The sequence below is a fragment of the Micromonospora sp. WMMA1996 genome, from assembly GCF_002573675.1.
GTDB classification, from domain to species: Bacteria; Actinomycetota; Actinomycetes; order Mycobacteriales; family Micromonosporaceae; genus Micromonospora; species Micromonospora sediminicola.
Map to the genome: position 1 here is coordinate 3,656,620 of NZ_PDHU01000001.1, position 12,065 is coordinate 3,668,684.

A 12,065-nucleotide genomic window follows, 5' to 3' on the forward strand; every position below is an offset into this window, starting at 1 on the left:
GCCCGCCACCGGAGCGATTGAGCAGGTCACGGGCGGGGTAGTGGCCTTCCTCGCAGAAGATCAATCGGCGGCCGGTCCCGGTCCGCCCGGCGAGAGGACCACCACCGGTGCGGACGTGGGGGCGCGACGCCGTCGCGCGGTTGCGGGGCGACGGGATGACCGTGATCGAGCTGACCAGCGCCGCGGTGGTCGCCTGGATCGTGGCGGCGGTGGTGATCCGTCACCCGGACCCGTTCTTCGCCCCGACCGCCGCGCTCGTCGTGCTCGGCGAGTCCCGCGGGCGACGGCTGCGGCAGACCGTCGAGATCCTGCTCGCCGTGGCCGCCGCCGTACTCGCCGCGGAGCTGCTGGTGTACGCGCTGGGCCCGGGCACCGGCACGGTCCTGCTGGTGCTGGTGCTGACCACCACGACGCTCGTGGTGATCGGGGCCCGACGTGCCCTGGTCGTGCAGGCCAGCGTCTCGGCCATGTACCTGGTCGTGGTCGCCGCGCCCAGCGGGACGCTGATGCCGTTCCGCTTCGTCGACGCGCTCATCGGCGGCGCGGTGGCGCTGGCCGCCAGCCAGGTGATGGCCGCCCGTGACCCGCTGGAGCCGCTGGTGGCGCAGGCCCGGCGCAGCTACACCGACCTGGCCGACCTGCTCGACCAGGTAAACGCGGCGCTGCGGAGCTGCGACGAGGAAGCCGCCCGGGACGCGCTGGACCAGGCCCGGCAGGTGGACGACTGCGTCGCCCACCTGCAGTCCGCCGTGCTCGCCACCGGTGAGACGCTGCGGCTGGGACTGCGCCGCCGGCACCTGGGCAAGCTCGCCGACGTGGAGGCGACGCTGCGGCAGCTCGACTACGCCGCCCGCAACATCCGGGTGCTGGCGCGGGCCGGCGTGACCCTGACCCGCCGGCACACCGCCACGCCGCCGGAGCTGGCCGCCGCGATCGGCGCGCTGACCGCCGCCGTACGGTCGGCCGGGGAGGCCCTGGCCCGCGACCTCAGCGGCGCCGACGCGGACCGGCACGCGCAGCAGGCCGACGCGGCGGCCCTGGAGGCGGTCCGGATCGCCGCGCGCCTGCTGCGGACCGACCCGCCGCTGCCGGTCACCATGATCGTCGGGCAGATCCGGGCGACCGCGATCGACCTGCTGCGCGGCGTCGGCCACGACGACACGACGGTGCTGGACCGGGTGGACGAGGCGCTCGGTCTGAGCCGGGCGTGACACCCGGACGCTGGATCAGGCTGCCCCGGAGCCACCCTCGGTCAGGGCACTAGACCATGCGGCGCCGCACCCGCCACACCACCACCCCGATCAGGACCGCGGCGACGGCGACGAACAGGGCCGCCTCGATGAGCTGGAACGTCCAGAACCGGTCGGCCGGGTGGTAGACCCCGAACTGCTGGATGCCCCGCGCGTGCAGGAACTGGTTGAGGTTGGTGCCGGCCCGGTCGGCGGCCGCCTCCAGCTCGGCGTACTCGGTGCCGCTCAGCCTGCGCCCGGTCGCGTCCGCGTAGCCGTGGTCGATCGTCCAGTCGGCGAAGCTCGGCAGGTGCCCCGCCTGGTCCGGTGAACCGCCGACGGGGACCGGCTGCATGCTGGTCAGCGGTGTGGCGTACGCGGGACGGGCCAGCAGCGCCACCGACATCCGGGCGGCGAGGAACGCTCCGAGCGCGACGCCGAACGCGGGCAGGCTGCGCCGCAGGATCGCCCCGGCGGCGGTGGCGACGCCGAACGCGAACAGCGCGTACGCCACCGGGACGAGTCCCTCCAGGTCGAAGGCGTCGTACTGGAACCGCCCTTCCCACGCGTCGAACGGCTGACGGAACCAGGTGAGCACCGCGGTGAACATCCCGGTGAGCGCGACGGTGACGCCGGCCAGGGCCGCGAGCTTGGCCGCCAGCCAGCGCATCCGCGGCACGGCCTGCGTCCAGGCGAGCTGCCAGGTGCCGTCCTCCAGCTCGCGCGCGAGCAGCGGCGCACCGAGGAACGCGCCGATGACGACGGGGACCAGGTAGAACGCCGCCAGGAGGTTCTCGACGTAGCCGTACTCCTCGTCGAGCCGGCGGAAGGAGGCCGCGCAGGCGTCGTTGCCACCGGCCTGTCCCGCACACCGGGCGGGACCGCCGGGGAACAGGTCGTGGGCCTGCGTCCCGAGCACGAGCAGGGCGATGCCGAACACGCCGACGAGCAGGCCCAGGACGCAGACCTCGGTCCGGTGCTGGCGCCAGATCAACCACGTCATGCCGCCACCCCCGACGTGACCGGGGCGCTCGGCCCGGACGGCCGGCGCAGGTACGCCAGCACCAGGTCCTCCAGCGCGACCGGTCGGGCCTGCCACCCGGGCGCGGTCGGGAGCCCGCCGTCGCGTACCAGCAGGGTCGTGTGCCGGTCGCTGTGGACGGCCTCCACGACGGCGCCGGCCCGGTCGGGGTCGGTGGCCGTGCGCGGGCCGACGAGCAGCCGGTGCTCGGCGAGCAGGGTGTCGATGTCACCGGTGAGCGTGACCCGGCCCTGGTTGAGCACCACCAGGTGGTCGCAGACGCGCTCCAGCTCGTGCACGACGTGGGAGGAGAACAGGACGGTCACCCCGCCTTCGGCCACCGCGCCCATGAGGACCTGGAGGAACTCGTGCCGGGCCAGCGGGTCGAGGCTGGCCACCGGCTCGTCGAGGACGAGCAGGTCCGGCCGCTTCGCCAGGGCCAGGGCCAACGCGACCTGGGCCTGCTGCCCACCGGAGAGCGTGCCGGCCCGCCGGTCGAGCGGGATGCCCAGCTTCGCCAGCCGGCGCTCGGCCAGCCCCTGGTCGAACCGCAGGTTGCAGGCCCGGCCGAAGCGGAGCAGCTCGGCGACGGTGAAGCGCCTGTACAGCGGGTGGTCCTGGGCCAGGAACCCGACCCGGGACAGCGTCTGCGGGGTGCTGGCGGTGACGTCGTGGCCGAGGACCTCCACCGTGCCGGTGCTCGGCGCCAGCAGCCCGACGACCAGGCGCAGCAGCGTGGTCTTGCCCGCGCCGTTCGGCCCGACCAGGGCGATCACGCCACCCGCCGGCAGGTCCAGGGTGCAGTCGCGCAGCGCCCAGCCCTTCCGGTACCGCTTGCCCACGCCGTCGGTGCGCAGCGCGAACTCGGTCGCCGTCACGCCACGTCCTCATTCCTCGTCTGCTGGTGGACGGAGGTGAAGATCGCGTTGACCGCCTGTTCGTCGAGGCCGGCGGCGTAGGCGCGGCGCAGCCAGGCCGCCAGGCCACGGCGCAACGACGTGTACGTCGACGCCGGCATCGCGGCGGACTGCTGCTCGTTGACGAACGTGCCCTGGCCGGGCCGGCCGGTGACCAGGTTCTCCTGCTCCATCTGCCGGTAGGCCTTGGCGACGGTGTTCGGATTGATCGCCAGGTCCTCGACCACCTCGCGGATGAGCGGGAGGCGGTCACCGGGTTGGAGGAAGCCCAGCAGCACCGCCTGGCGGACCTGCTGGACGAGTTGCAGGTACGGCGGCACGCCGGAGTGGGTGTCGAGCCGGAAGACGAACACGGAACCCCCTACTGCTTTACTAGCACCATAGTAAAGCATCAAATGGCAGGCCGAGGGGAGGCAACGTACCCGCACCGCGGAGCAGGAGGGCCGAACCTGCGGCGCGCAACGAGTGGATCGGCGGATGCTGTCTGCCGGCCGGATCGGCAGGCCATACCCTTGACCATGAGCACGGCATCCTCCGGCACGTCAGACGCTCGGGCTCGACCGGTCCAAGCTCGTTGCTCGACTCGAAAGGCACACCATGCCCGGCACCACCGCACCCGTCACGTACCTCATCGTGGACGGGGAGAACATCGATGCCACTCTCGGCAACAGTGTTCTGGAGCGCCGGCCGGCCCCGGCGGAACGACCCCGGTGGGAGCGTCTGCGGGACTTCGCGCAGGACACCTGGCAGCAACCGGTGAAGGCGCTGTTCTTTCTCAACGCCTCGGGCGGCGGTCTGCCGATGCCCTTCGTCCGGGCCCTCCTGAGCTTGGACTACCGGCCCGTTCCGCTCGCGGGATCTCCGGATCAGAAGGTGGTGGACATCGGCATCCAGCGGACGTTGGAGGCCATCGCCCGGCGCTCGGGCAATGTGATGCTCGCCAGCCACGACGGCGACTTCCTGCCGCAGATCGACGATCTCCTACGAAGTGAGCACCAGGTCGCGGTCGTCGGATTCAAGGAATTCCTCAACGCCGGCTTCGCCGACCTGCCGGGCCTGCAGGTGTTCGACATCGAGGAGGACGCGGGCTGCTTCACCAACGTCCTTCCCCGGGTTCGCATCATCGACCTGGACAGCTTCGACCCGGAGCGCTTCCTGTAGGCCGGACAGCATCCGCGGACCCTTGACGGCTTACGCGCATTTGATGCAGAAGCGGGCGAACGGCCGGGCGGCGAGCCGTTCCTCGCCGATCGGCTGCCCGCATCGTTCGCAGACGCCGTAGGTCGCCGCGTCCACCCGACGCAGCGCGTCGTCGACGTCGGCGATCCGCTTCCGCGCCCCGGCCAGCAGCGCGGTCAACTGGGCGCGTTCGAAGCCGATGGTGGCGCCCTCCGGGTCGTGCTCGTCGTCGGCATTCGAATCCCGCGACGCCAGGAACAGCGCCTGCAGGTCCTGGGCCAGCGTCGCCGCCTCGGCCTCCGCCCTGGCGCGCAGCCGCAGCAGTTCATCCCGGACCATACGGGCAGCCTAACGGCCCCCGGCCCGCACATCGTCGGCGTCGGTGAGCAGTCGGGTGGCCAGGGCGCGTACCTCGTCCCTGAGTTCCTGCGGCCGGTCGATCGTGAACGGCCAGCCGAGCCCGGCGAGCATCTGTGCCGCCCCGTCGAGCCGTTCGGCCCGGGTGGTGAGGCGCACTCCGCCGGGCACCTCGGTCAGCGCGCCGACCGACGGCGGGATCCGTCGCCGCGCCTCCTCCAGGCTGGTGTGCAGGACCACGGAGATGTCGTGTGCGTACGGCACGGCCGCCAGACCGGCGAGTACCTGGGTGGTGGGATCGAAGCCGGCCGGGATGTCGAACCTGCCCTGGGTGGGGCGGGCCGTCCCGATCCGGTCGAGCCGGAACGTCCGCACGGCCCCGCGGTGGTGGTCGTGACCGGTGACGTACCACCGGCCGGCGTGGAAGACCAGCCCGTACGGGTCGAGCTGCCGCTCGCCGGACCGGCCGCGCCAGCTGGTGTAGGTGATGCTCACCGGTTGCTGGTGTCGGGCCGCTTCGGCGAGCACCAGCAGCACCTCGATGCCGGGCGGGGCGGACCTGCGGATCGGTGCGGTGAAGTCGACGGTGCCCAGCAGCGAATCGATCCGCCTGGCGAGGACGGCCGGCAGCACCCGGCGGATCTTCGCGGTCGCGCTCTCGGCGGCCGCGCCCTCCGTGGTGACCAGCCCGGCCCGGGTGGCGGCGACGAGCCCGAGCATGACGGCGACCGCCTCCTCGTCGGTGAGCATCAGGGGCGGCAGCTTGTATCCGGGCGCGAGCCGGTACCCGCCGTAGCGACCGCGCCGGGCCTCGACCGGGATGCCGAGGTCGGCGAGGTGCGCGGCGTAGCGGCGGACCGTGCGCTCGTCGACGCCCAGCCGGCCGGCCAGGTCAGCGACGGTGAAGCCGCCACCGGCCTGGAGGATCTCCAGCAACGCCAGCACCCGTGCGGTGGGCCGGGCCAAAGTTCGACTCCTCATCCGGGCGGAATCTGTCCGGTATTGATCGTAGCGTGGGACGCATGACGACATTCGTACTGGTTCCCGGGTTCTGGCTCGGCGCGTGGGCCTGGCGCCCGGTCGCCGCCGCCCTGCGTGGGCAGGGCCACGAGGTGTATCCGCTGAGCCTGACCGGCCTGGGCGAGCGCGCCCACCTGGCCCGCCCGGACACCGACCTCGACGTCCACGTCACCGACGTGGTCAACCTGCTGCGCTACGAGGACCTGCACGACGTGGTCCTCGTCGGGCACAGCTACGCCGGCGCGGTCGTGACGACCGCCGCCGCCGACCGCATGACCGACCGCATCGCCCAACTGGTCTTCGTCGACACCGGCCCGCTACCCGACGGGGCGACGAACGACGACTTCAACCCACCTCAGGAGCGTGACCGCAACGCGGCGCTGGTCGCCGAGCACGGCGACGGCTGGCGGCTGCCACCCCCGCCGTGGGCCGAACTGGCGGCGGCAGCAGATGTGGACGACTCGGTCGTCGCGCTGCTCGACGAGCGGTCGGTGGCCCAACCGTGGGCGACCGCCACCAGCCCGGTGCGGCTCACCGGGGCGTGGGAGAAGCTGCCCCGCCTCGGCGTGCTGTCGAGCTTCACCGCCGAGCAGGCACGCGGGATGGCCGCCGCCGTGCCGCTGTGCCGGCACATGGCCGGCGACTCGTGGCACTACGAGGAACTGCCGACGTGGCACTGGCCGATGCTCAGCCGACCGGCCGAGCTGGCCCAGATCCTGCACGGCGCCAGGCCGACGGCATAGCCGGCGCGTGTCGTCCCCCAGAAGGTTCCGGCCCGTGGCCACGAGACCCGAGCGGCGGGTTCGTGGCCACGGGCACGTGGGGTGCATCAGCCGCTGACGAGCTTGCTGGCTACTTGGTGGGATGGGTGGCGCCGTTGAACACCGGCGGGGCGTAGCCGGCGGGCTTGTCGCCGACACCGAGGCCGGGGCTCACCACCCAGGACTGGTACTGGGCGGTGAACATGCCGTACGGCATCCCCAGGTCCGGGGCGCTGGCCTCGTCGAGCCGGCGGCGGGCGTCGGCCGGAATCTCGAAGTCGAGCGCGCCGACGTTGCTGGCGAGCTGTTCGGGGCTGCTCGCCCCGATGATCACCGAGGCGACGGCGGGCTGGGTGGCCACCCAGTTGATCGCCACCTGCGCCATGCTGCGGCCCAGGTCGGCCGCCACGCTCTCCAGGGCGTCGATGACCCGCCAGTCGCTGGGGCTGATCGCCCGGCCCACGGCGTCGGGGTTGGTCAACCGGCCCGTCCCGCTGACGCCCTCGTCGGTCCGTCGGTACTTCCCGCTGAGCAGGCCGCCACCGATCGGGCTCCATGCGGTGAGCCCCATGCCCAGGGTCTGCGACATCGACACGAACTCCGCCTCGATGCCCCGGCTGACCAGGGAGTACGGAAGCTGCACATTGATCATCGGGGCCAGGCCGTGCGCCTCGGCGTAGCTCTGCGCCCGGGCCGCGTACCAGGCCGGCACGTCGGAAAGCCCGGCGTACCGGATCTTGCCGGAGCGCACCAGGTCGTCGAGGGTGTGCACGACCTCCTCGACGGGGGTGATGCGGTCCCAGGTGTGCAGCAGGTACAGGTCGATGTAGTCGGTGCCGAGCCGGCGCAGCGACGCCTCCACCGCCCGCACGAGGTGCTTACGCCCGTTTCCGCTGGCGTTGGGGTCGCTCGGGTCGACGGTGTTGGTGGCCTTGCTGGTGAGCACGAGCCGTTCGCGGACGCCGGCCCGGTCGATCAGGCGGCCGAGGATCTTCTCGCTCTCCCCGGCGGTGTAGAAGTCCGCCGTGTCGATGAGATTCCCGCCCGCCTCCAGATACCGGCGGAAGATCGGCTCCGCCTCCTCCTCGGTCCGGCCGTAGGCGGCGTGGAACCCGCCGACGCCGAAGTTCATGGTGCCCAACGCCAGCCGACTCACCCGCAGGCCGGACCGCCCGAGCAGGTAGTAGTGGTTCATCGTCGCGTCCTTCCGATCATCTGTCGGCCCGGTGCGAGCCGCGTGTCGCAGACCTTTGCTCGCCAAAAATGGACCTGCAAGTCCAGAAACTGAGCTAGGGTCGGACCGCAGACCCAGATCAGGAGGTCCCATGACACGGGCGTTGACCCGCAAGGGCGAGGCGACCCGGGCCCGCATCGTCGCCGGCGCGGCCGCCCAGATCCGGGAGCGCGGCGTCGACGAGGTACGCCTCGAAGACGTGATGGCCCACACCGGCACCAGCAAGGGACAGCTCTTCCACTACTTCCCGGACGGGAAGGAGGAGCTGCTGCTCGCGGTGGCGCAGCACGAGGCCGACCAGGTCCTCACCGACCAGGAGCCGATGCTGAGCAACCTGACGAGCTGGCCGGCCTGGCTCGCCTGGCGTGACCGGCTCATCGAGCGGTACCAGGCACAGGGGGTGAAGTGCCCCCTCAACGGTCTGCTCGGCCAGACCGGCCGGCGGGCGCCCGGCGCGCAGGCGATCGTGACCGGGCTCATGTGGCGCTGGCAGAAGGCGATCACCGACGGCATCCGGCACATGCAGTCGACCGGCGACATCTCCCCGGACCTCGACGCCGAACGGTCCGCCGCAGCGTTGCTCGCCGGCATCCAGGGCGGTGTACTGCTGCTGCTCAACACCGGGAAGACCGACCACCTCGAAGCCGCGCTCGACCTCACCATCGAGCGCCTACGCGCCGGAGCACCCATCACCTGAGGGCCGGGCGGAGAAACCGTCACCGGTGATCACGGTGACGGGCTTGCTACCCACCTACATCGATGACAGCAGGTACTGGGATCGAACCAGTGACCTCTTCGGTGTGAACGAACGATAACGGCCACTCCACCTGCACCCGCACGCCGGCTGAACTGCGAGAACGGTCCACCAACGTCCGTGCCCGTCCGGCGTTGTACCCCTCGGTCGTTACCCACTTGGTCACCCACCCGGCGCGGCACCACAGCCATTGTCGCCCGTGTCATAGTGGCGAACGACGAAGCGAATCTCGGGGAACGGGCCGCCCTCTGTGCTCAGGGTCGCCGCCACCAAGACGCCGCCTTCCTCCTGCGAGTAAGCCAGTGAGAACTGAAACTGCTCGTCCTCGTCGAACACAACGTCCTCACCAGTGTGGAATCTGTCGATCAGCCCACGGACGGCTTCGGCCTCCTCACCGGTGAGAGTCGTCTCGGCCTGAGCGATAAACGGGTGGGCCGTGACCTCGAACAGCGCATCCTGCCAACTGCTCATGCTTAGGTCTGCGACCTGTCGGCCGTAGGGTGGCCTCAGGGTGATCCGGAAGCGGCTATCGCCGTCGTGAAGGTCAAGCAGCGGTGATCCTGGATCGTCCGGCATCCGAGGACCCTAACGTCTCGGACTCGTCAAGCGGACCTTGACGTACCTACGGGCGCTGCCAGAACTGCCGGAGTCGGCTCTCGTGTCACGGACCGCGCCCCCGGCGGACACCGCCACAGTGGCGCAGTTGACCCAACCTCGCCCGGCACGGACCCGGCTCCCGGGGTCAGAGCTGGCCACCGGCGGCCACCCCTCCCCTCCCAGGCGAGGGGTTGACCTGACCTTGAGCGGCTGCGGAGCGGGCTCCTGGACGACCAGCATGCCGTCGCGCGGACACCGCCCCCCATGCTTGGGGCTTGCCGCACGGATTCGACGCGTCCCCTCCCTGCGCCGCGCTGCTCAGGCGCGGCGCGGCCGGCTGCCGGCGACCAACCTCCACCACTCCCAGCTACCCCGTCTGCGGCGGCCCCGGGGCTCCCCGCTCTCCGCGCCAGCCGCCGGGCACCAGGCGTGACGGCCGCAGAGCGACAGCGGCAGCGGCCGGCGCGCGCCCGGGCGGCGGCGCGTGCGGCCCGATGCGGGCCGCCTTGATAGACGTAAGGAAAGTCCTCACACCGCCGGCCTAGCGGCCGGGGCGAGAACATCAGCGTGGGCAACTGACCGACTACCCTGACCATGAAGATCGTCTAGCCGGACGTGTCACCCACGTCCCGAGACTGATCTGTCACGCAGGTCCTGAGACTCGACACCGGCAGCCAGCTTGTGTCGTATCCCGCTTGATCCGTTACAGATTGACTTCACATGATGCGTGACAGGCCGACGAGACCGCGACCACCCCCACGGCCGGGACAGCCAGCCCGGACAGGCGACCGGCATCTGCGGACCAATCTCGATAGACGGCCAAGAGCCAGCGTGGGTAGCTTCGCGCCGTGACGCGGCTCAAGCGGTATCGGTACGTCGGACCACCAGAGATCTTGGCCCAACAGGTGGGTCCGGTGGGGATCGTCGTCGCCGACACACCAAGCGCGCTCGGTATGTGGCTCGATGGTCGGCGGGCGACTGGGCTCGACGAGCCTGCCACCTTCGTCGTCGACCTTCATGGCACGCTCCGGGTCGCGCCCCGCCAAAGCGAGCACGTTGCCTGTGCTGCCGGGCAGGACGTCCTGGCCGCCGGAGAGATCACCTTCGCCGCGAGCAACACCGGATACGTCGTCCAGGCGGTCAGTAACCAGTCGACCGGCTACTGCCCAGACCCTGACTGCTGGCCGGCAGTCGCCGCAGCACTTGATCGTCTCGGCATCCCACATCCAGGCGGCTTCACCGCCGCACTGACCTTCAGACGTTGCACAGCCTGCGGGCAACGCAACATCGTGCGAGACGACGACTTCGCCTGCGCTCTCTGCGATGGTGCCCTGCCACCTCACTGGAACTTCGACCCTGCGTGACTCGCCAGCATCTCTAGGCGGAGCTGTCACGCATCATCTGACGCTGATCCGTCACGCATCAAGTGAAGCCCGGCACGGCCGGCGGCCGACTTGGTCCTCCGGCGGCCGACTACCCCGCGCCGGTTGAGGCGGACACGCAAGGCCGGGCCATCACCGATCCTGCGATGATGATCCCCGTGTCGAGCAGCGAGGCAGACAACACCCGGACTTTGCGGCTGATTGGCTACTGGTGTGCGCCAGGCGAGGAGCACTGGCCCGACCCCGCACTGTTCGTGGACCACGGGGCCGATGCGGTGGTCCAGCGACGGGTGAGCGACTACCTGCGTGGTGGCACGTGGTTCGTGGCTACGGCGGGCCACTCATTGTGTCGACTGTGCGGTACCCGGAACGGATCCACTGAACTGACCGACGGCAGGTACTTCGTGTGGCCAGAAGGACTCGCGCACTACATCGACGCTCACGGCGTGCGACTACCGGATGAGATCACCGAACTGATGGATCAGCCGCCGGCGCCCGTTGACGTGGAAGCGTTCGAGCGTGATGTCCTCGAGACAGAAGAGATCCTCATCGACACCGCCTGGTGGCGTTCAGTGCGTGGCTCACAGTCCTGACGTCAAGGGTCCTGCGGTCCGTCCAGCCCTGGCGCCAGGGGTCACGGCGGTTGACGTGTCGGTAGCGATCTCGTCGAAGGCGACAAGGTAAGCACCCGAACGTCTTGGCGACTCCCTCGGCCCCTGGCTCTCGTCCCTGACTGGCCTCCGCCGGAAGGGGTGGTTCAGCCCTCGCGGTTCGGGTCGGTGAGGGCGTTCCAGTCCTCAGCGCTCATCGGGAACGGCCCCCAGTGCGGCAGGTAGAACGGCCGTCGTGGCGGGTCGGCCACCGTGAACGGCTTGAACTCCGGATCCGCGATCACCCGGTAGACGAACTCGGCCGTCGACATGTCGAGTTGGTGCCACGGCTCGATGCCGTCCCACCGCGCGACCACAGGCCACCGGTCGGGCTCCACGGAGCGGTCCGCCAGCCAGTAGTACTCCCCTTCGGTCTGATCGCTGCCCCATTGGATCAGCCCCGTCCCCTTGTCGGACTCGTACAACTCGTAGAGGGCCCACAACCGCGCGAAGTCAGGCTCACTCGGCCGCTGCCGAGAATAGGCCCACGCGCGGAACAGCGGTTGCGCATGATCGTCGGTCGGCCGGAAAAGGTCCAGGTAGGCGTAGAACGCCCCCGGAACGAACCGGCGGCACAGTTCCTTGAAGTCCGTCGGCAACGTAACGCCCAGCTGGGCTTCCACCTGCTCCCAGCCGACACCATCCTCAGGCTCCTGACGCCATCCGGTCACATCGATGATCCGGTCGATCCACGTCAGCTGATCAGTCACGGGCGGCAAGGTAACAGCCCAGCCGGACAACTCCTGGTCCGGTCGTCACCCGCCCGCTGACCGTTGCCGCACAAAGCTGCTGTACGCAAGCAGAAAGGCCACCTCCCGGAGCCGGGAAGTGTCCTTTGACCTGCCTGGGCGATACTGGGATCGAACCAGTGACCTCTTCGGTGTGAACTCCCGGCGAGCCGGGCGGATCGGGTTCGATGCGAGGTCAGACGGCCTGTTGGTGCGCTTCTCGGCCTGGTTCGGCT

Annotated in this window: 14 protein-coding genes; 6 read left to right on the forward strand and 8 right to left on the reverse strand. The window is 70.5% G+C overall.

What is annotated here, in order from left to right; genetic code table 11:
- The first annotated feature begins 107 nt into the window (after positions 1-107).
- A complete protein-coding gene (locus COO58_RS16780; RefSeq protein ID WP_091579030.1) occupies positions 108-1,211 on the forward strand; it encodes an FUSC family protein in 1,104 nt (367 codons plus the stop codon).
- A 49-nt stretch (positions 1,212-1,260) separates the two neighbouring features.
- On the opposite strand, the gene COO58_RS16785 is transcribed toward COO58_RS16780, so the two are convergent.
- The 3 genes from COO58_RS16785 to COO58_RS16795 are packed head-to-tail and all read right to left on the reverse strand — an operon-like array spanning position 1,261 to position 3,520.
- A complete protein-coding gene (locus COO58_RS16785; protein WP_098745660.1) occupies positions 1,261-2,232 on the reverse strand; it encodes an ABC transporter permease subunit in 972 nt (323 codons plus the stop codon).
- A complete protein-coding gene (locus COO58_RS16790; RefSeq protein ID WP_098745662.1) occupies positions 2,229-3,128 on the reverse strand; it encodes an ABC transporter ATP-binding protein in 900 nt (299 codons plus the stop codon). Before COO58_RS16790 ends, COO58_RS16785 begins: the two co-directional genes overlap by 4 nt.
- Positions 3,125-3,520: a GntR family transcriptional regulator gene (locus COO58_RS16795; RefSeq protein WP_091579039.1), complete on the reverse strand. Its 396-nt coding sequence runs from the start codon at positions 3,518-3,520 to the stop codon at positions 3,125-3,127. Before COO58_RS16795 ends, COO58_RS16790 begins: the two co-directional genes overlap by 4 nt.
- A gap of 244 nt (positions 3,521-3,764) precedes the next feature.
- Between COO58_RS16795 and COO58_RS16800 the strand changes: the two genes are divergently transcribed.
- Positions 3,765-4,328 carry an NYN domain-containing protein gene (locus COO58_RS16800; protein WP_098745664.1) on the forward strand — a complete coding sequence of 188 codons (564 nt, stop codon included), beginning with the start codon at positions 3,765-3,767 and terminating at the stop codon, positions 4,326-4,328.
- A 30-nt stretch (positions 4,329-4,358) separates the two neighbouring features.
- Here COO58_RS16800 and COO58_RS16805 read toward each other — a convergent pair whose 3' ends face one another.
- Both COO58_RS16805 and COO58_RS16810 read right to left on the reverse strand, forming a co-directional pair.
- Positions 4,359-4,685 carry a TraR/DksA C4-type zinc finger protein gene (locus COO58_RS16805; RefSeq protein ID WP_091579045.1) on the reverse strand — a complete coding sequence of 109 codons (327 nt, stop codon included), beginning with the start codon at positions 4,683-4,685 and terminating at the stop codon, positions 4,359-4,361.
- Positions 4,686-4,694: 9 nt separating this feature from the next.
- Entirely contained in the window at positions 4,695-5,669 is a 975-nt protein-coding gene (locus COO58_RS16810) for a YafY family protein (RefSeq protein ID WP_098745665.1), read from the reverse strand.
- A gap of 56 nt (positions 5,670-5,725) precedes the next feature.
- On the opposite strand from COO58_RS16810, the gene COO58_RS16815 reads away from it, so the two are divergent.
- Complete coding sequence (locus COO58_RS16815; protein WP_098745667.1) at positions 5,726-6,466, forward strand: alpha/beta fold hydrolase; 741 nt, start codon at positions 5,726-5,728, stop codon at positions 6,464-6,466.
- Between the two features lie 109 nt (positions 6,467-6,575).
- Here COO58_RS16815 and COO58_RS16820 read toward each other — a convergent pair whose 3' ends face one another.
- The gene (locus COO58_RS16820; protein WP_098745668.1) at positions 6,576-7,679 is read right to left on the reverse strand and encodes an aldo/keto reductase; all 1,104 of its coding nucleotides are present in this window, start codon (positions 7,677-7,679) and stop codon (positions 6,576-6,578) included.
- Positions 7,680-7,809: 130 nt separating this feature from the next.
- Here COO58_RS16820 and COO58_RS16825 point away from each other — a divergent pair, with 130 nt between their 5' ends.
- Complete coding sequence (locus COO58_RS16825) at positions 7,810-8,415, forward strand: TetR/AcrR family transcriptional regulator (protein ID WP_098745670.1); 606 nt, start codon at positions 7,810-7,812, stop codon at positions 8,413-8,415.
- Between the two features lie 219 nt (positions 8,416-8,634).
- On the opposite strand, the gene COO58_RS16830 is transcribed toward COO58_RS16825, so the two are convergent.
- Positions 8,635-9,048 carry a hypothetical protein gene (locus COO58_RS16830; RefSeq protein WP_141561909.1) on the reverse strand — a complete coding sequence of 138 codons (414 nt, stop codon included), beginning with the start codon at positions 9,046-9,048 and terminating at the stop codon, positions 8,635-8,637.
- An 869-nt stretch (positions 9,049-9,917) separates the two neighbouring features.
- Here COO58_RS16830 and COO58_RS16835 point away from each other — a divergent pair.
- Together COO58_RS16835 and COO58_RS16840 are read left to right on the forward strand one after the other, a co-directional pair.
- Positions 9,918-10,433 (forward strand): hypothetical protein, encoded by a 516-nt coding sequence (locus tag COO58_RS16835; protein ID WP_098745673.1) that lies wholly within the window; start codon positions 9,918-9,920, stop codon positions 10,431-10,433.
- Between the two features lie 62 nt (positions 10,434-10,495).
- On the forward strand, positions 10,496-11,044 hold the full coding sequence (locus COO58_RS16840; RefSeq protein WP_141561910.1) for a hypothetical protein: 549 nt from the start codon (positions 10,496-10,498) through the stop codon (positions 11,042-11,044).
- Between the two features lie 164 nt (positions 11,045-11,208).
- Here the strand turns inward: COO58_RS16840 and COO58_RS16845 are convergent, their stop codons facing one another.
- Positions 11,209-11,811, reverse strand: a complete 603-nt coding sequence (locus tag COO58_RS16845) for a hypothetical protein (RefSeq protein WP_098745676.1) — start codon at positions 11,809-11,811, stop codon at positions 11,209-11,211.
- Between the last annotated feature and the right edge of the window lie 254 nt (positions 11,812-12,065).